Source organism: Pseudarthrobacter sp. KH_020_B, assembly GCF_057840185.1.
Window position 1 is genome coordinate 1,528,907 of sequence record NZ_CM174506.1, and the last position, 18,263, is coordinate 1,547,169.

An 18,263-nucleotide genomic window follows, 5' to 3' on the forward strand; every position below is an offset into this window, starting at 1 on the left:
TATCCGCCGGAGGCGGCTGAGATCATACAGCTGGGATCAGGCGTCGTGGCCGGGCTGGGACTTGGGCACGCGCATGGTGATCAGCGTTCCTTCGCCCGGGGCCGTCTCGATCACCAGGCCGTGCTGGTCCCCGTAAACCTGCCGGAGCCGGGCGTCCACGTTGCGCAGCCCCACGTGGTCGCCGTCGTGGTGCCCGGCCAGCATCGACTGGAGCTCGGCAGGGTCCATCCCCACGCCGTCGTCCTCTATTGTCACTTCCGCATAGGCGCCCGAATCATTGGCCGTGATGGTGATGTGGCCCGCCCCTTCCTTGGCCTCCAGGCCGTGCCTGACGGCGTTCTCCACCAGCGGCTGCAGGCTCAGGAACGGGATGACGGTGCTCAGGACTTCCGGCGCGATCCGCAGGCTGACCTGGACGCGGTCACCGAAACGGGCACGCTCCAGCAGCAGGTACCGGTCAATGCAGCGCAGTTCCTCCGCCAGCGTGGTGAAGTCACCGTGGCGCCGGAACGAGTACCTCGTGAAGTCGGCGAATTCCACCACGAGTTCGCGTGCCCGCTCCGGATCCGTGTTGATGAACGACGCGATGGCGTTCAGCGAGTTATAGATGAAGTGCGGACTGATCTGCGCCCGCAGCGCCCGCACCTCGGCTTCCATCAGCAGCGTCCGGGACGCGTCCAGCTCAGCCAGCTCCACCTGGACGGCTACCCAGTCCGCCACTTCGCTGGTGGCGCGGACCAGGCCCGCGCCCGCAGACGGGGCAAACGCCGCCACGGCGCCCACCACGCGTGACCCGGCACGGACCGGAGCGATGACGGCGGCGAGGCTTCCGGAGGCAAGGTCCGAGCCCAGGTCCCGCGCCTGGAGCACCGCGGTCCGGCCGCCGATCAGGACGTCTGCAGCCAAGTCCATCAACCGGGGCTTCAGTTCCTCGGCGGCACCGTCCCAGGCGAGCACGCCGGCCGTATCGGTGATGGCCAGCGCCTCACAGCCCAGCAAGTTCCTTAGCTGCCGGCTCGCCTTGGCGGCGCCCGCCGGATTGAGGCCGGTACGCAGGTGCTGTCCGGCACTGGATGCAGCGTGGAGGGTGTTGTACGTGGCGCGCTCGGCGTCGGTGCCCAGCTCGCGGAAGGACCGGAGCAGCTTGATGCCAACGCCGACGACGACGGCGATCGCCAGGGTGATTACCGCAACCGCGGCGGCAGTCAGGAGTGGGGAGTCCGGCATGGTGCCCAGCGTAGCGCCGGGTGCCGTTAGTCGCAGCATCGTAGCCGTTGAGCGACCGTTCCGGCCATGGCTCTGGAATGGACGCTTGCCGCACCGCAGAGTGATTGCAGTCACATTGTCCGCATCCTGCCCCGCAGGCTGGCCCGTGTGAACCACTCAACTCTCAATGAGGAGGAACGATGGGTAACGATGCCCGGACTCCGGACGCAGCGGCGTCCGTGGACTTCGAACAGGTCCAGTCGACAGCGCAGTTCCAGGAACTGCGCAAACGTCACCGCAGCTTTGTGTTCCCCATGGCCGTGGCATTCCTGCTGTGGTACTTCGCGTATGTCCTGCTGGCTGACTACGCCGTCGGGTTTATGTCCACCAAAGTGTGGGGCAACATCAACATCGGCCTGATCCTGGGCCTGCTGCAGTTCGTCTCCACGTTCGCCATCACCGGCTGGTACGTCAGCTACTCCAACCGGAAACTGGACCCCATCGCGGCGGAGATCCGCAACGAAATCGAAGGCCATGAGTTTGATAAGGACGGCAACATCTTGAGCGGAGTGACCAAATGATCGGGATTGCCGCGGCCGTAGACGTTGCCGACCTCAAAGAAACCACACTGCTCAACATGGGAATCTTCGGCCTGTTTGTCGCCGTCACCATGGTGATTGTGCTGCGTGCCAGCCGGAACAACAAGACCGCCGCGGACTACTACGCGGCCGGCCGCTCGTTCACCGGTTCCCAGAACGGAACGGCCATCGCCGGGGACTACCTGTCCGCCGCATCGTTCCTGGGCATCACCGGCGCCATCGCCATCAACGGCTATGACGGCTTTATGTACTCCATCGGGTTCCTGGTGGCCTGGCTGGTGGCACTCCTGCTCGTGGCCGAGCTGCTCCGGAACACCGGAAAGTTCACCATGGCCGATGTCCTCTCCTTCCGCCTCAAGCAGCGTCCGGTCCGCATCGCGGCGGCCATCTCCACGCTCGCCGTCTGCTTCTTCTACCTGCTCGCGCAGATGGCCGGAGCCGGCAGCCTCATTTCGCTGCTGCTGGGCATCAGTGACTGGGGCGGACAGGCCCTGGTGATCATCGTCGTCGGCGCCCTGATGATCATGTACGTCCTGATCGGCGGGATGAAGGGCACCACCTGGGTCCAGATCATCAAGGCGATCCTGCTGATTGCCGGCGCGGCCGTGATGACCTTCTGGGTCCTGGCCATCTACGGCTTCAACGTCTCCAGCCTTCTCGGTGCGGCGGTTGATACGGCCGGCAACCCGGCTGTCCTGAACCCCGGCCTGCAGTACGGCAAGACCGAGACGTCCAAGCTGGACTTTATGTCCCTGGGCCTCGCCCTGGTCCTGGGAACGGCTGCCCTGCCCCACGTCCTGATGCGCTTCTACACCGTGCCCACGGCCAAGGAAGCCCGGAAGTCCGTGGTGTGGTCCATCTGGCTGATTGGCCTCTTCTACCTGTTCACCCTGGTGCTGGGTTACGGGGCCGCTGCACTGGTTGGCGCCGAAACCATCAAGTCAGCCCCCGGCGGCGTCAATTCCGCAGCCCCCCTGCTGGCCTTCCACCTGGGCGGGCCGCTGCTGCTGGGCTTCATCTCCGCGGTTGCCTTCGCCACCATCTTGGCCGTAGTTGCCGGGCTGACCATCACCGCCGCCGCTTCCTTTGCCCACGACATCTACGCCAGCGTCATCTCCAAGGGCAAGGCCGACGCCGAGACCGAGGTCAAGGTGGCGCGGCGCACCGTGGTGGTCATCGGCGTGATGGCCATCCTGGGCGGTATCTTCGCCAACGGCCAGAACGTGGCCTTCCTGGTGGCCCTTGCCTTCGCGGTTGCGGCATCGGCGAACCTCCCCACCATCATCTACTCGCTGTTCTGGCGCCGGTTCACCACCCAGGGTGCGGTCTGGAGCATGTACGGCGGCCTGGGCTCGGCCATTATCCTGATCGCCTTCTCGCCGGTGGTTTCCGGCCTGAAGACCTCCATGATCCCGGGCGCCAACTTCGCCTTCTTCCCCTTGAGCAACCCGGGCATTGTGTCCATCCCGCTGGCGTTCCTGCTCGGCTGGCTGGGGACGGTGCTGGACAAGAAGCGCGAGGATTCTGCCAAGCAGGCCGAAATGGAAGTCCGCTCGCTGACCGGTGTGGGCGCGGAGAAAGCCGTGGACCACTGATCCGTGGACCGCTGATCGATGGCTAAGTCAGAGAGCCCCTGTGCCGAAGGCATAGGGGCTCTCTGACGTTCCAGCCGGCGGCGACGTTCAAAAGGCGGTGGCGTCAGCGCTGATGGTGGCCCGCCGGCACGGCCGGACCGCCGTGCTGACCATGCGGCACCGCAAACTGGCCGGCTGTGGAAGCGGCGAGTCCCGGCGTCGCGATTCCCGCCACCAGCACGGCCCCGGCGAAGGCGGTGAGCAGCAGGCGGCCCGGGCGGGCAGCGGCGGGCGCCATGCCGCCGTCGTCCTTTCCCCGGAGCCGGCGCCCCTTCAGCCATGCCGCCGACCTGATAATCATCAGCGTCAGCAGGAGCGCAGCGAGGTGGCTGAGGTGAAGGCTGGACGGGGCGCGGCTGTAGGCAAGGGCCGCCACATGCCCCGCGGACGCGGTCAGCAGGAACGCCACGGTCCACCCGGAACCGATAGTCCGTCCGCGGTGCAACGCCAGGACGGTCCACAGGATCAGGGCCGCTCCCCAGCCGCCGGAGACGACCGCGAGGGCTGGCTGCCAGACTTGGCCGGCCATTCCCGGCTCCGCGAGGAGGCTCGAGGAAACGGCCAGGTTCACTGAACCCGCCCCGAATCCTGCGAAGCCGCAGAAGAGCCGGACGGCCGGGGCAGCCCATCCCTCGACCGGCTGGGCAGCCATGGCCGGCTATGCCCGGACGGCTGTTGGGGACTTGTCCATGGACAGGCCAACGCCCAGCAGCAGGACGGCACTGGCCAAGTGGAGAACGTTGTCGGCGCCGTTGAGCGCGATGATGTTCAGCGGCGAGGTCAGCAGGAACAGCCCAAGCACACCGACCAGGAGGTAGACGGCACCGAAGACGGTGGCGACAAGGCGGTTCGGAGAAGTGCGCATGGCCCGAATCCTTCCGGTAAGGCGGGGACGTTATGTCCCGGCCGGACTGCGGGATCCCGGACGGGATCCCCGTGGAAGCAATTCGGACCATGTCCCCGTGTGGATGGGGCGCGGGCTTGGGTTGTGTGTGGCGCTACGCCTGGGGCTTGAGCTTGATGTTGATCATTTTCAGCTCGTCGGTTCCTTCGAAGCGGTACACGAGGTCGATCTTCTTGTCGCCGTCGCAGGTGACGAGGCCGGCCACGTCGGCGGACTTGGTGCCGTTCTCGGTGCTGGCTTTCACTTCGTTGTAGGCGGGCTTGCAGGTGCTGTCCATCTGCAGCGTCTTGATGCCGGCGATGAAGTCCTCCTTGGTCAGCTGTTCATGGAGGGCGGGGTCAAGATAGTCGTCGTAGGCCTGGGAACTGTCGCCGGCGATCACCAGCTTCGTGAAGCTGTCAGCCAGGCCCCGCGCATGGTTGGTGGCTCCGTTGACAACGTTGACCAGGATGAGGACGCCGACCACCGCCAGCACCAAGACACCGCCCACAGTGCCGAGGATGGTCCACAGCTTCCGGCGGCCTCCCGCCGGGGGCTCTTGTCCGGGCAGGCCGAACGGCCCCTCTGACGAGTATTGACCGGGTGCGCCGTACTGCCCGGCGTTGCCCGGCTGCCCCGCCGGTTGCGCGGGCCAGGCCGCCGGCTGGGACGGTTCCTGACGATTGCTCACGAATGGAGCCTTTCCGGCAACGCGCTGGCACTGCCTTATTCGTGGGACCCGCTGAACGGCACCCATGGATTCACCTTGGAACAGCCTATAACCCAGCCCGCCGGGGCTGTGTATCGGGGCAGAAATGAGGACTGCCGCCCCTATGCGTCACCTGATCCCCGCTCCAGCAGCGGCTGGATGCGGAAGGGGATGAGTTCACCCATGGCAAGGGCGGTGTCCGTCCGGTCCACTCCATCGCACGCCAGGATTTTGCCGTTGATCCGGAAGAGGTCCTCGGCGTCCAGGGCCACTACCCGGAGCAGGAGGTCAGCGGATCCGGTGAGGCCGTAGCCTTCCAGGATTTCCGGAATGCCGGCGAGGTCATGGGCCAGCTGTCCCAGTTTCTGCTGCTGGACGTGGACGGAGATGAACGCCATGAGCGGATAGCCCAGTGACACAGGGTTGATCCGCCGTTCAAAGGACAGGAAGACGTGCTTCTTCTCCAGCTGGGCCATGCGCGCCTGCACGGTGTTCCGGGACAGCCCCAGCTTCTGCGCCAACGCCACCACTGTCCGCCGGGGGTCGCGGGCCAGGGCCGAAAGCAGGCGCGTGTCAGTGCCATCCAAAGCTTGCATAATGCGCAACGTTAGCACGGTGAAGGCCCTGCAAACAGGGCATTATGCGCAGTATCTGGCGCGGTGGTTGTACCCATTGAGCATTGTGAGTAGGGTCACAATTATCCGGGGCAACGGCGCCCGGGCGGCCGGCGGCGGGCGGGACCACAAGTCCCCAGGCTCCGGTCAAACGACGTAAGAAGGTTGCGTGCCATCGTGTCTACAGACAGGAACCTGATCCAGCTGATTACCCCGGCAGGGGAGCGGATCAGCCACCCGGAGTTCGATCCCTGGGTGAAGGACATCGGGGATGAGCAATTGTGTTCCCTCTACGAGGACCTGACGGTCATTCGGCGGATCGATGTTGAGGCCACCGCCCTCCAGCGCCAGGGCGAACTCGGTCTCTGGCCCCCGCTGCTGGGTCAGGAGGCGGCGCAAGTCGGTTCCGGCAGGACCCTGCGCGAGGACGACTTTGTCTTTTCCAGCTACCGGGAAAACGGTGTGGCGTACTGCCGCGGCGTGGACGTGACGGACATTACGCGGGTGTGGCGTGGCACTGCCTCCTCCGGGTGGGATCCGTACACCGTGAATATGGCCACCCCGCAGATCATCATCGGCGCCCAGACCCTGCACGCCACCGGTTACGCCATGGGCATCCAGAACGACGGCGCCGACTCGGTGGCGGTGACGTACTTCGGCGACGGTGCCACCAGCGAGGGCGACGTCAACGAGGCCATGGTTTTTGCCGCCAGCTACCAGGCACCCGTGGTCTTCTTCTGCTCGAACAACCACTGGGCCATTTCGGAGCCCGTGCGGTTGCAGTCCCACATCCAGATCGCAGACCGGGCCGCTGGGTTCGGAATTCCGAGCCTCAGGGTGGACGGCAATGATGTGCTGGCCGTGATGGCCGCCACCCGCGTCGCATTGGACCGTGCCCGGCACGGCGGAGGACCCACGTTCATCGAAGCGGTCACGTACCGCATGGGACCGCACACCACCGCTGACGATCCCACCCGCTACCGTGACGCCAACGAACTGGAGGACTGGGCCGCGAAGGACCCCATCCGGCGGGTCAAGTCCCTGCTGGAACGCAAGGGCCTCCTCACCGAGCAGGTCCAGCAGCACGTTCAGGACAAGGCGGAGGCCGTCGCCCGCGAACTCCGTGCGGGCTGCATCGGCATGCCGGACCCGGAGCCCATGGACATCTTCAAGCACGTGTACAGCGAGCCCAACTCGTGGCTGGACCGGCAGCAGGACCACTACGCCCGTTACCTGGCATCCTTCGGCGATCCCGCGGGTGCCACCTCAGAAGAAGGTGCACGCTGATGACCCAGATGACCTTTGCCCGCGCCATTAATTCCGGCCTGCGCAAGTCCCTCGAAAACGATCCAAAAGTCATCCTCATGGGCGAGGACATCGGTACGCTCGGCGGTGTGTTCCGGGTGACCGATGGACTCCAAAAGGATTTCGGCACCCACCGCGTGGTGGACACGCCGCTGGCCGAGTCGGCCATCATGGGCACCGCCGTCGGCCTCGCCTACCGCGGGTACCGCCCGGTGGTGGAGATCCAGTTCGACGGCTTCATCTACCCTGCCTTCGACCAGATCGTGAGCCAGGTGGCAAAGCTGCACTACCGCACGCAGGGGACCGTGAAGATGCCCATCACCATCCGCGTCCCGTTCGGGGGCGGCATCGGCTCACCCGAGCACCACTCCGAGTCGCCCGAGGCGTACTTCACACATACCTCGGGTCTTCGCGTGGTCAGCGTCTCCAACCCGCAGGACGCCCACACCGTGATCCAGCAGGCCATCCTGTCCGATGACCCGGTGCTGTACTTCGAACCCAAGCGCCGCTACCACGACAAAGGTGAAGTGGATGAGGGCATCGATCCACGCACTGCGCTGCCCATGGACTCCGCCCGCGTTGTCACCGAGGGCACGGACGTGACGCTCGTGGCCTACGGGCCGTTGGTGAAGACCGCCAGGGACGCGGCAACGGCGGCCGCCGACGAAGGCATCTCCATCGAGGTCATCGACCTGCGCTCGCTGGCACCCGTGGACTACGCCACCGTGGAAGCTTCCGTCCGGAAAACAGGCAGGCTGGTGGTCACCCACGAAGCCGGCCAGTCCGGTGGCCTGGGCGCCGAAGTGGCGGCCAGCATCACGGAGCGGTGCTTCTACCACCTCGAAGCCGCCCCGGTCCGTATCACGGGGTTCGATATTCCCTACCCGTACTCCAAGCTCGAAATGCACCATCTGCCCGGCCTGGACCGGATCCTCGACGGCGTGGACCGCGCCCTCGGACGCCCGAACTCCCTCAGCGGGTTGGAAGGATGAGCGCCGCCATGATCAAGGAATTCAGGCTCCCGGACCTCGGCGAAGGCCTCACGGAATCCGAAATCCTCAGCTGGAAGGTGGCAGTGGGGGACACTGTGACGCTGAACCAGGTCATCGCCGAGGTGGAAACCGCAAAGGCCGTAGTCGAACTGCCGTCACCCTTCGCGGGTGTGATCACTGCGCTCCATGAAGAGCCGGGAACAATCGTGGAGGTTGGCAAGCCGATCGTCTCTTTCGAAGTAGCGGACGACGGCGGCGCCTCACCTTCGGGGGCTGCGCCGGCTGAGGGGGAGGCGCCCAAACGGCAACCCAACCTCGTTGGGTACGGCGCCGTCGTCGAAAGCTCAGGGCGTCCCGCCCGCCGGGCCCGCAACTTCACAGCGCCGGCGGTTGAGCCTGTTCGTAGTTCGGTGGTTGAGCCTGTCGAAACCGAGACTGCCGGAACGCAGGCCGTTGACACTGAGCGCCCACGCTCCACCCCGCCGGTCCGGAAACTGGCCAAGGACCTCGGCATCGAGTTGGCCGCGGTCGCGGGCACCGGAGCCGGCGGACTGATAACGCGGGAGGATGTCCAGAATTTTGTTGGCGGCGGCGAACTGTCGACGCCGGTGCGCCATCTTTCCGCGGTTTCGGATGCGGCTTCCGCTGCGGGACTGACGAAACAGGGCGGACGGGAAGTCCGCACCCCTATCAAGGGTGTCCGCAAGTTCACGGCGGCCGCGATGGTGGCGAGTGCGTTCACGGCTCCGCATGCGACGGAATTCCTCACGGTGGATGTCACGCCCACCATGGACCTGCTTGCCAAGCTGAAGGCGAGCCGGGCCTTTGCCGGGTACAAGCTCACGCCGCTGACGTTGGTGGCCAAGGCGGTGCTGATCGCGCTGCGGCGGAACCCGTCGCTGAACTCGCGGTGGGAGGAGGCAAGCCAGGAGATTGTGCAGTTCAACTACGTGAACCTAGGCATCGCCGCCGCGACTCCCCGCGGGCTCACCGTGCCGAACATCAAGGACGCGGATACCCTGTCGCTGCTGGAACTCTCCGAAGCCCTCACCGGGCTGACCGAGACGGCGCGGGCCGGGAAGACCGCCCCGGCAGACCTTTCCGGCGGCACCATCTCCATCACGAACATCGGGGTCTTCGGCATCGACGCGGGCACTCCCATCCTGAACCCCGGGGAGGCAGCCATCCTCGCCATGGGGGCCGTGCGGAAGATGCCCTGGGAATTCCAGGATGAGGTGGCCCTGCGCCAGGTCATGACGCTGAGCCTGTCCTTTGACCATCGCCTGGTGGACGGAGAGCAGGGCTCGCGGTTCCTCGCCGACGTCGGTGCCATCCTGGCCGAACCCGGCATAGTGCTCACGATGGTCTAACCCACGACCTGCACGAGCTGCCCTGGCCCGCTTATCCGGTGCTGCCCAGCACCGGTCAAGCGGGCCAGGGCAGTTCTTGTTGCCAGGAACCCCTGAGGGCCCGCCCCTCTTGTCAGGAGGCCTGGGGGGCGTCCACCAGGAGCGCCGCCAGAGCCATGCTCTCAAGAAGTGGCCGGGCCGTTTTGGGCGCAATCTTGCGTCCGTGGTTCCGCACCGAGTGCGGCGTGGAGTTGATCAGGCCGAACGTGGCGTGGGCCCGCATCCTCAGGTCGACGGCGTCGGTGCCCGGATGCAGCAGCGCCAGGACCTCCACCCAAATCTCCACGTAGTTCCGCTGCAGTGCCCGGACCTCGGACTGGTCCTTCTGGGAGAGGTTGCTGAAATCCCGGTCCTGCACGCGGATTACGTCGGGCTTGCCCAGCGCGAACTCCACCTGGAACCCCACCAGCCTGCGGAGCGCCGCGAGAGGGTCCGTGGTTTCGGCAATGACGCGCAGGCCGCCGTCGAGCAGTTCGCGGCTGACGGTGAGCAGCAGGTCTCCCAACACGGCCTGCTTGCCCTGGAAGTGGCGATAGACGGCCGGGCCGCTGACACCTGCTGCGGCGCCCAGATCTTCCAGCGACACCCGGTTGAACCCGTTGCGGGCGAACAGTGCCGCGGCGGCGGCGAGCAGCGCCTGGCGGCGGTTCTCCTTCGCCTGGCTGCGGGGCGTGCCGGGAACCGCCGGCGTTGCCGAAGCTGGCCGGGTTGCCGAATCCGGCTGCTCTGACAGTGCGGGTGTGGACGGCTTGACCGGTCGGGTGGTGGGCACGCTTTTCCTCCTAGGACCAGCAAATTCTAGCAATGCCCCGATGTGTTGGACATCATAGTTAATAGAGACTAACCTGAATTCAGTTACAACGCACTAACTGAGTTGGGTTGCGGCTTTCGCCGGAGCCTTGATGCTTTCAAAGATGAGGAACGGACGCAGTCGATGGAGACCCTCGCCGGCCGGCTTGATGCCGCAAGTGAAGCGTTTGCTGTAAACAACGCCGCGCAGCTCGCGCTCGCCGCCGAGCTCAGGGCCAGGCTGGCTGAGGCCGCGTTGGGCGGGCCGGAGAAGTCGCGGGAGCGCCATGTGGGCCGCGGCAAGCTTCTGCCCCGGGAACGGATCGACCGCCTGCTGGATGATGGCAGCCCGTTCCTGGAGATCGCGCCGCTTGCCGCCAATGGCATGTACAACAACGACTCGCCGGGTGCTGGGGTCATTGCCGGTATCGGCCTGGTCCACGGCCGCCAGGTGCTGGTGATCTCCAATGACGCCACCGTCAAAGGCGGCACCTACTACCCGATGACGGTGAAGAAACACCTCCGCGCGCAGGAGATAGCCCTGGAGAACCGGCTGCCGTGCATCTACCTGGTGGACTCGGGCGGGGCGTTCCTTCCGAAGCAGGACGAAGTCTTTCCGGACAAGGAACACTTCGGCCGGATCTTCTTCAACCAGGCGAAGATGTCTGCCGCGAAGATCCCGCAGATTGCGTCGGTGATGGGTTCCTGCACGGCCGGCGGCGCTTACGTTCCGGCGATGAGCGATGAGACGGTGATCGTGCGGAACCAGGGCACCATCTTCCTGGGCGGTCCGCCGCTGGTGAAGGCAGCCATCGGCGAAATCGTCACCGCGGAGGAACTCGGCGGCGGCGACGTCCACTCGAGGATTTCCGGGGTGACGGACCATCTGGCCGAAAACGACGAGCACGCCCTGCAGATCGTCCGCGACATCGTGGCCACCCTGCCGAAGCCGGCCGCCCCCGCGTGGGACGTGGACACCGCCGTCGAACCCGTTGCGGACCCCGCCGAGCTCTATGGGGCGGTGCCCACGGACGTCAATGCGCAGTACGACGTGCACGAGGTCATTGCCCGGCTGGTGGACGGCAGCAGGTTCCACGAGTTCAAAAAGGAGTACGGCACCACGCTCGTCACAGGTTTCGCCCGGCTCCATGGGCACCCGGTGGGGATCGTGGCCAACAACGGCGTGCTCTTCAGCGAGTCCTCCCTCAAGGGCGCGCACTTCATCGAACTGTGCGACCAGCGCGGCATTCCCTTGGTCTTCCTGCAGAACATTTCCGGTTTTATGGTGGGCCGGGATTCCGAGCAGGGCGGCATTGCCAAGAACGGCGCCAAGATGGTCACCGCCGTCGCCACGGCACGGGTGCCGAAGCTGACGGTGGTGATTGGAGGGTCCTTCGGGGCGGGCAACTACTCCATGTGCGGCCGGGCCTACTCGCCGCGCTTCCTGTGGATGTGGCCGGCGTCCCGCATCTCGGTCATGGGCGGCAACCAGGCGTCCGGTGTTCTCGCCACCGTCAAGCGTGACCAGTACGAAGCGGCCGGCGAGGAATGGTCCGCCGACGACGAGGAAGCCTTCAAGGCCCCGATCAAACAGCAGTACGAGGACCAGGGCAGCCCCTACTACTCCACCGCACGCCTGTGGGACGACGGCGTGATCGACCCCGCGGACACCCGCACTGTCCTGGGGCTGGCGCTCGACGTCGTCTCCCGCACCCCGCTGCCGGAGACCTCCTTCGGCCTTTTCCGGATGTGAGCCAGCCATGACCGTTTCCTCGCCCGCCGTTCCGTCGGCAACCCGGCAGCAGCCCCTGTTCAACACCGTGCTCGTCGCCAACCGAGGGGAGATCGCCTGCCGCGTCATCCGCACCCTGCGTGCCTTGGGCATCCGTTCCGTGGCCGTCTACAGCGACGCCGACGCCGGGGCCCGGCACGTACGGGAGGCTGACACTGCCGTGCGGATTGGCCCCGCCGCCGCCGCAGAGAGCTACCTCAAAATCGAGGCCATCATCCAGGCCTGCCGCGACACCGGTGCAGAGGCAGTCCACCCCGGTTACGGCTTCCTCAGCGAGAACGTCGATTTTGCCCGGGCCCTCGAAGCCGCCCGCATCACCTTCATCGGCCCCGGCGTCGAATCCCTGAACGTCATGGGCGACAAGATCCGGTCCAAGAACCACGTGGCCGGCTATGGAGTCCCGGTGGTGCCGGGCATCGCCGAGCCGGGCATGACCGACACGCAACTCATGGAAGCCGCGGCCGCCGTCGGCTTCCCGCTGCTCATCAAACCGTCGGCGGGCGGCGGCGGCAAGGGCATGCACATCGTGGAACGCCACGAGGACCTCGAAGCCACGCTGGCCACCGCCCGCCGCGTCGCCGCGAGCGCCTTCGGCGATGACACCCTTTTCCTTGAACGGCTGGTCCGCGCACCTCGGCACATCGAGGTGCAGGTCCTTGCCGATAACCACGGCAACGTGATCCATCTGGGGGAGCGCGAGTGCTCGCTGCAGCGCCGCCACCAGAAGGTGATTGAGGAAGCGCCGTCGCCGTTGCTGGAGTCGTTGCACGACGGCGGGGCCACCCGGGCGCGGATCGGGGAGGCCGCCTGCCAGGCGGCCCGCAGCGTGCACTACAGCGGCGCGGGAACCGTGGAGTTCCTGGTCTCCGACGAGGCCCCTGAGGAGTTCTTCTTTATGGAGATGAACACCCGTCTCCAGGTGGAGCACCCGGTGACCGAAATGGTCACCGGCGTGGACCTCGTCGAATGGCAGGTCCGCATCGCCGCCGGTGAGGAACTGACCGTCCGCCAGGACGACGTCGAACTCAACGGTCACGCCGCCGAAGCCCGCGTCTACGCCGAAATCCCGGAGCGGAACTTCATGCCGTCCACCGGGACCGTGCTCCTCCTGGACGAAATGCCAGGTCACGGAGCCGGCAGAATCCGGGTGGACTCGGCCCTGCTGGAGGGGCTCGAGATCTCCTCCAGCTACGATCCCATGATTTCCAAGGTCATCGCGTGGGGCCCGGACCGCACCGTTGCCCTGGACACCCTGGACGCGGCGCTCGCCGGCTACACAGCCCTTGGCATCGACACAAATGTTGAGTACCTGCGGCTGCTGATCAACGACGGCGACGTCCGCGCCGGGCATCTCGACACCGGCCTGATCGAGCGGAAGATGCCGGACTTCGCGTTCCGGCGGATTGATGACGCCGAACTGGTCGCGGCCGCCCTGTTCGCCGTCGTGGGCGGGGAACAGGACCGCGCGGTGACGCCTTCCGGCCCGTGGCAGGCCGGCAACGGCTGGCGCATCGGAGCGCCGGCGCCCCGGCGGATCAGCCTGGGAACGCCCGACGGCGGCATCGCCTCAGTGGGTGTCACAGGCCGTGTGGCCGCCGGTCCCGTCCAGGTCTGCGTCGGCGAGGGGCCCTGGCGTACGGCCTCCCTGCGAATGCCGGGCCGCGGAAGCCTGGTCCTGACCCTCGACGGCGAAACCACGGCGTACTCGTTGGCGCCGGTGTCTTGGGGACCCGGCAGCCCGGACGCGGATAACGCAGGCGGCCCCGCGGAACTGTTCCTCGGCAACCAAGGCTGGTCCTGCCGGCTGGAGGTGCTGACGCGGGAGTCACGGCTCGTCCGCGTGCTCGCCGCTATCGAGCGCGAGGAAGGTACCGCGGACCCGGAGGTCCGCTCGCCCATGCCCGGCACGGTGGTGTCCGTTGCCGTCAGCAACGGCGACGCCGTGGAAGCCGGCCAGGTACTTCTTTCCGTGGAAGCGATGAAGATGGAGCACCAGCTGGTGGCAGAGGTGGCTGGCACGGTCCACATCAGCGTCAAAGCCGGTCAGCCGGTCAAGGCGGACCAGGTGCTGGCAACCATCCACCCTTCGATCACGGATTCAGACACGGATTCACTTCAGGATTCCACCAACGAGTCCAACAAGGATTCCAACAACACAGGCAAGGGAGCCTAGCCATGGCAGATTTTGAACTCAGCGAGGAATACCAGGACCTCAGCGACACCGTCCGGGATTTCGCGGACAACGTGGTGGCGCCGGTCTCGGCCAAGCACGATGAAGAACACAGCTTCCCGTACGAAGTGGTGTCCCAGATGGCCGACATGGGCTTGTTCGGGTTGCCGTTCCCCGAAGAGCACGGCGGGATGGGCGGGGACTACTTCGCCCTGGCGATCGCCCTCGAACAACTGGGCCGTGTGGACCAGTCCGTGGCCATCACGCTGGAAGCAGGGGTCTCCCTTGGTGCGATGCCGGTGTACCGTTTCGGCACCGGGGCCCAGAAGGAGGAGTGGCTCCCGCTGCTGGCTTCGGGCAAGGCGCTCGCCGGCTTCGGACTGACGGAGCCGGAAGCCGGATCGGACGCCGGCGGCACCAAGACCCATGCCCGGCGTGAGAACGGCGGCTGGGTGATCAACGGCAACAAGGAGTTCATCACCAACTCCGGCACGGACATCACGCGCCTGGTCACGGTCACGGCCGTGACGGGCCAAAAGGAGCGCAAGGACGGGACCCTGAAGAAGGAGATCTCCACCATTCTGGTGCCCACCGGCACACCGGGATTCAAGGCGGAGAAGGCCTACAACAAGGTGGGCTGGAACGCCTCGGACACGCATCCGCTGACGCTGAAGGACGTCCGGGTTCCGGAGGCGAACCTGCTCGGCGAGGAAGGCCGGGGCTACGCGAACTTCCTCTCCATCCTGGACGAAGGCCGGATTGCCATCGCGGCGCTGGCAACGGGGGCGGCTCAGGGCTGTGTTGATTTGTCGGTGAAGTACGCCAAGGAACGCAAGGCGTTCGGCCACCACATCGGCAAGTACCAGGCCATCGCGTTCAAGATTGCCCGCATGCAGGCCCGGGCCCATACGGCCCGGCTGGCCTACTACGACGCGGCCGCGAGAATGCTTGCCGGTAAGCCGTTCAAGACGCAGGCGGCCATCGCTAAGATGGTCGCAGGCGAGGCGGCCATGGACAACGCGCGGGATGCCACCCAGGTATTCGGCGGCTATGGCTTCATCAACGAATTCACCGTGGCACGCCACTACCGCGACTCCAAGATCCTTGAAGTGGGGGAGGGCACCACGGAGGTCCAGCTGATGCTGATCGCCCGCGAACTCGGACTGTAACCGGCCTGAAAGGACCAACGATGATCAACAAGGTTGTTGCCAGCGCCGAGGAAGCCATTGCGGACATTCCCGACGGCGCGTCCCTCGCGGTAGGAGGGTTCGGTCTCTGCGGAATCCCGGTGGCCCTGATCGACGCCCTGCACCGGCACGGCACCAAGGACCTGGAAACCGTAAGCAACAACTGCGGCGTGGACGACTGGGGGCTGGGCGTCCTGCTCCGCGACGGCAGGATCCGGCGCACCGTCAGCTCCTATGTGGGCGAAAACAAGGAGTTCGCGCGCCAGTACCTGTCCGGTGAGCTTGAGGTGGTGCTGACCCCGCAGGGAACGCTCGCGGAGAAGCTCCGGGCCGGCGGCGCCGGGATCCCCGCCTTCTACACCAAGGCGGGGGTGGGTACGCAGGTGTCCGACGGCGGCCTGCCGCAGAAGTACGACGCCGACGGCGGCATCGCGATCGCCTCCGCCCCCAAGGAAGTACGGACCTTCAACGATGTGGACTATGTCCTGGAGGAATCCCTGACACCCGACTTCGGACTGGTGCATGCCTGGAAAGGCGACCGCCACGGCAACCTGGTCTTCCACGCCACGGCCATGAACTTCAACCCGCTCTGCGCCATGGCGGGAAAAATCACCATCGCCGAAGTGGAGGAGCTGGTGGATCCGGGGGAACTCGACCCGGAGCACGTCCACACGCCCGGCATCTTTGTCCAGCGGGTGGTGGTTGTACCGGCCGGTGAGAAGCGGATCGAAAAGCGGACTGTGGCCCTTGCACCGGCTGCCGGAACCCAGAGCGCCACCGAACAGGCAGGAGCGTAGCCATGGAGTCCAGCAGCACGCAGGGAGCGCCTCCCCGCCCCGAAGCCGTCCGCCACGAATACCGGCGTGCCGCCGTCGGCCATCAGGAAGGCACCAATCCGGAGGCCAAAGGGTGGACGCGCAACGAACTGGCCGCCCGGGTGGCGCAGGAGCTCAGCAACGGGCAGTACGTCAACTTAGGCATCGGCATGCCCACGCTCATTCCGAACTACATCCCGGCCGGCGTCGAAGTGGTGCTCCACTCGGAGAACGGGATCCTGGGCGTGGGACCGTACCCCAGCGAGGACGCAGTGGATCCGGACCTCATCAACGCCGGCAAGGAAACCGTCACGGTCAACAAGGGGGCCGCGTTCTTCGATTCCGCCTCGTCGTTCGGCATGATCCGCGGCGGGCATGTGGATGTGGCCGTGCTCGGCGCCATGGAGGTGGCGCAGAACGGCGACCTGGCCAACTGGATGATCCCGGGCAAGATGGTCAAAGGCATGGGCGGGGCCATGGACCTGGTGTTCGGCGCCAAGAAGGTGATCGTCATGATGGAACACGTGGACCGCAACGGCAACGCCAAAATCGTGGAACACTGCTCGCTGCCGCTGACCGGCAAGGCCTGCGTGGACCGGATCATCACCGACCTCGCCGTGATCGACGTCGTCACCGAAGGCGGGCGGTCCCGGCTGGTGCTCCGCGAGCTGGCCCCCAACGTCTCCGTGGAGGACGTGGCGGCGGCCACCGGCGCCGAACTGTTCGAAGAGGACCAGGAGCTCACCGTATGACAGCGGACATTCCCCGGGTCATCGAACAGCGTGGCCTGTATTTTGACGAGCTCGAGGAAGGTGTTGTCTACGCGCACCGGCCCGGCCGCACCGTGACCGAGGCGGACAACGTCCTGTTCACCACGCTCACCATGAACACCCAGGCCCTGCACCTGGACGCCGCCTGGAGCGCAGGGCAGCCGTTCGGCCAGCGGCTGGTCAACTCCATGTTCACGCTGTCCACCCTGGTGGGACAGTCCGTATCGCAGCTCACGCAGGGCACCATCATCGCGCAGCTGGGCCTGACGGACGTCTCCTTCCCGCACCCGCTGTACCACGGCGACACGCTCTACACCGGGACAGTGATTACGCAGAAACGCCTCTCGGGATCGCGTCCCGGCCAGGGGATCGTGACCATGCAGCACACCGGCCGGAACCAGGACGGCACCGTGGTGGCGCTGGCCACGCGGAGCTGCCTCATGTGGACGCGAGAGGCCCATGCGGCGCAGTCTTCTGGACAACAGGTGCAGCCTGCAGCAGCTGAAAAGGGGAGCGGTCAGGGCCCCGAAAAGGGGACAATGTCCGTATGACATTTGTGATGGGTCCTGCCCTGCTCTTCTGCCCTGCCGACCGCCCGGAGCGTTTCCCCAAGGCCGCCCAACGCGCGGACGCTGTCATTGTGGACCTCGAGGACGCCGTGGCACCCGCGGACAAGCAGCGGGCCCGCGGCGCGATCCTGGCCCAGTTGGGCGCTGCCGGGGATGGGCCGGAACTTGATCCCAGCCGCACTATCATCAGGATCAACCCGGCCGGCACCGACGAGTTCGAGAAGGACCTGCACTGCCTGGCCCACACGCCGTACCGCACGGTGATGCTGGCCAAGGCTGAGAACGCGGCACAGCTTGAAGCATTGGCGGACTACCACGTCATCGCCCTGTGCGAGACCGCCGCCGGCATCCTCAACGCGCCCGCCATCGCGGCAGCCCCCAACGTGGTGGCACTGATGTGGGGCGCGGAGGACCTCCTGGCTTCCCTCAGCGGCACGTCCAGCAGAACGGACGACGGCGGCTACCGCGCCGTGGCGCTCCACGCCCGGTCCGCGGTGCTGCTCGCCGCACGGGCTTTCGGGAAAGAAGCCGTAGACGCCGTGTACGTCAACATCCCGGACCTTGACGGGCTGGCGCTGGAGGCCGCCGATGCCGCAGCGTCAGGATTCGGCTCCAAAGCCTGCATCCACCCCGCGCAGGCGGCCGTTGTCAGGGGCGCCTACGCCCCGTCCGAGGCCGATGTCGCCGCCGCCACCGAACTGCTGCGGGTCGCTGCTGCTGCCGGATCCGGCGTGTTCCAGCACGAGGGCAAAATGATCGACGGCCCCATCCTCAAGCACGCGGAAGCCACCATCCGCCGGGCCGGCATCCGCTCCTAGGG

General features: G+C 66.2%; 17 protein-coding genes and 1 pseudogene. 12 read left to right on the plus strand and 6 right to left on the minus strand.

Going from position 1 to position 18,263, the window contains the following annotated elements; translation table 11 throughout:
• Positions 1-36: 36 nt before the first annotated feature.
• Positions 37-1,227, minus strand: coding sequence for a sensor histidine kinase (locus AC3IT0_RS07190; protein WP_489323059.1), 1,191 nt, complete (start codon positions 1,225-1,227; stop codon positions 37-39).
• Between the two features lie 179 nt (positions 1,228-1,406).
• On the opposite strand from AC3IT0_RS07190, the gene AC3IT0_RS07195 reads away from it, so the two are divergent.
• Complete coding sequence (locus AC3IT0_RS07195; RefSeq protein WP_489323060.1) at positions 1,407-1,787, plus strand: DUF485 domain-containing protein; 381 nt, start codon at positions 1,407-1,409, stop codon at positions 1,785-1,787.
• Entirely contained in the window at positions 1,784-3,400 is a 1,617-nt protein-coding gene (locus tag AC3IT0_RS07200; protein ID WP_489323061.1) for a solute symporter family protein, read from the plus strand. Before AC3IT0_RS07195 ends, AC3IT0_RS07200 begins: the two co-directional genes overlap by 4 nt.
• Positions 3,401-3,503: 103 nt before the next feature.
• On the opposite strand, the gene AC3IT0_RS07205 is transcribed toward AC3IT0_RS07200, so the two are convergent.
• From AC3IT0_RS07205 to AC3IT0_RS07220, 4 genes and pseudogenes are all read right to left on the minus strand, one after another.
• Positions 3,504-4,091 (minus strand): hypothetical protein, encoded by a 588-nt coding sequence (locus tag AC3IT0_RS07205; RefSeq protein WP_489323062.1) that lies wholly within the window; start codon positions 4,089-4,091, stop codon positions 3,504-3,506.
• A 6-nt stretch (positions 4,092-4,097) separates the two neighbouring features.
• A pseudogene (locus tag AC3IT0_RS07210) lies at positions 4,098-4,271 on the minus strand (DUF4383 domain-containing protein); the annotation flags it as partial.
• Positions 4,272-4,437: 166 nt separating this feature from the next.
• On the minus strand, positions 4,438-5,013 hold the full coding sequence (locus AC3IT0_RS07215) for a hypothetical protein (RefSeq protein ID WP_489323063.1): 576 nt from the start codon (positions 5,011-5,013) through the stop codon (positions 4,438-4,440).
• Positions 5,014-5,153: 140 nt separating this feature from the next.
• Positions 5,154-5,627 (minus strand): Lrp/AsnC family transcriptional regulator, encoded by a 474-nt coding sequence (locus tag AC3IT0_RS07220; protein WP_463860475.1) that lies wholly within the window; start codon positions 5,625-5,627, stop codon positions 5,154-5,156.
• A 195-nt stretch (positions 5,628-5,822) separates the two neighbouring features.
• Between AC3IT0_RS07220 and pdhA the strand changes: the two genes are divergently transcribed.
• The 3 genes from pdhA to AC3IT0_RS07235 are packed head-to-tail and all read left to right on the plus strand — an operon-like array spanning position 5,823 to position 9,312.
• Positions 5,823-6,932 (plus strand): pyruvate dehydrogenase (acetyl-transferring) E1 component subunit alpha, encoded by a 1,110-nt coding sequence (gene pdhA, locus AC3IT0_RS07225; RefSeq protein ID WP_489323064.1) that lies wholly within the window; start codon positions 5,823-5,825, stop codon positions 6,930-6,932.
• On the plus strand, positions 6,932-7,942 hold the full coding sequence (locus tag AC3IT0_RS07230) for an alpha-ketoacid dehydrogenase subunit beta (protein ID WP_489323065.1): 1,011 nt from the start codon (positions 6,932-6,934) through the stop codon (positions 7,940-7,942). The genes pdhA and AC3IT0_RS07230 overlap by 1 nt, the downstream gene beginning before the upstream one ends.
• Before the next feature lie 8 nt (positions 7,943-7,950).
• Positions 7,951-9,312, plus strand: coding sequence for a dihydrolipoamide acetyltransferase family protein (locus AC3IT0_RS07235; protein WP_489323066.1), 1,362 nt, complete (start codon positions 7,951-7,953; stop codon positions 9,310-9,312).
• A 112-nt stretch (positions 9,313-9,424) separates the two neighbouring features.
• Here AC3IT0_RS07235 and AC3IT0_RS07240 read toward each other — a convergent pair whose 3' ends face one another.
• Positions 9,425-10,084 carry an SACE_7040 family transcriptional regulator gene (locus tag AC3IT0_RS07240; RefSeq protein WP_489323737.1) on the minus strand — a complete coding sequence of 220 codons (660 nt, stop codon included), beginning with the start codon at positions 10,082-10,084 and terminating at the stop codon, positions 9,425-9,427.
• A gap of 201 nt (positions 10,085-10,285) precedes the next feature.
• Here AC3IT0_RS07240 and AC3IT0_RS07245 point away from each other — a divergent pair, with 201 nt between their 5' ends.
• The 7 genes from AC3IT0_RS07245 to AC3IT0_RS07275 are packed head-to-tail and all read left to right on the plus strand — an operon-like array spanning position 10,286 to position 18,261.
• The gene (locus AC3IT0_RS07245; RefSeq protein WP_489323067.1) at positions 10,286-11,893 is read left to right on the plus strand and encodes a carboxyl transferase domain-containing protein; all 1,608 of its coding nucleotides are present in this window, start codon (positions 10,286-10,288) and stop codon (positions 11,891-11,893) included.
• Positions 11,894-11,900: 7 nt separating this feature from the next.
• The gene (locus tag AC3IT0_RS07250; protein ID WP_489323068.1) at positions 11,901-14,105 is read left to right on the plus strand and encodes an acetyl/propionyl/methylcrotonyl-CoA carboxylase subunit alpha; all 2,205 of its coding nucleotides are present in this window, start codon (positions 11,901-11,903) and stop codon (positions 14,103-14,105) included.
• A gap of 2 nt (positions 14,106-14,107) precedes the next feature.
• Complete coding sequence (locus AC3IT0_RS07255) at positions 14,108-15,271, plus strand: acyl-CoA dehydrogenase family protein (RefSeq protein ID WP_489323069.1); 1,164 nt, start codon at positions 14,108-14,110, stop codon at positions 15,269-15,271.
• A gap of 20 nt (positions 15,272-15,291) precedes the next feature.
• Complete coding sequence (locus AC3IT0_RS07260) at positions 15,292-16,086, plus strand: CoA transferase subunit A (protein ID WP_489323070.1); 795 nt, start codon at positions 15,292-15,294, stop codon at positions 16,084-16,086.
• Between the two features lie 2 nt (positions 16,087-16,088).
• Positions 16,089-16,856, plus strand: coding sequence for a CoA transferase subunit B (locus AC3IT0_RS07265; RefSeq protein ID WP_489323071.1), 768 nt, complete (start codon positions 16,089-16,091; stop codon positions 16,854-16,856).
• Positions 16,853-17,425 (plus strand): MaoC family dehydratase, encoded by a 573-nt coding sequence (locus tag AC3IT0_RS07270; protein WP_489323072.1) that lies wholly within the window; start codon positions 16,853-16,855, stop codon positions 17,423-17,425. The genes AC3IT0_RS07265 and AC3IT0_RS07270 overlap by 4 nt, the downstream gene beginning before the upstream one ends.
• The gene (locus AC3IT0_RS07275; RefSeq protein ID WP_489323073.1) at positions 17,422-18,261 is read left to right on the plus strand and encodes an HpcH/HpaI aldolase/citrate lyase family protein; all 840 of its coding nucleotides are present in this window, start codon (positions 17,422-17,424) and stop codon (positions 18,259-18,261) included. The genes AC3IT0_RS07270 and AC3IT0_RS07275 overlap by 4 nt, the downstream gene beginning before the upstream one ends.
• Positions 18,262-18,263: the final 2 nt, after the last annotated feature.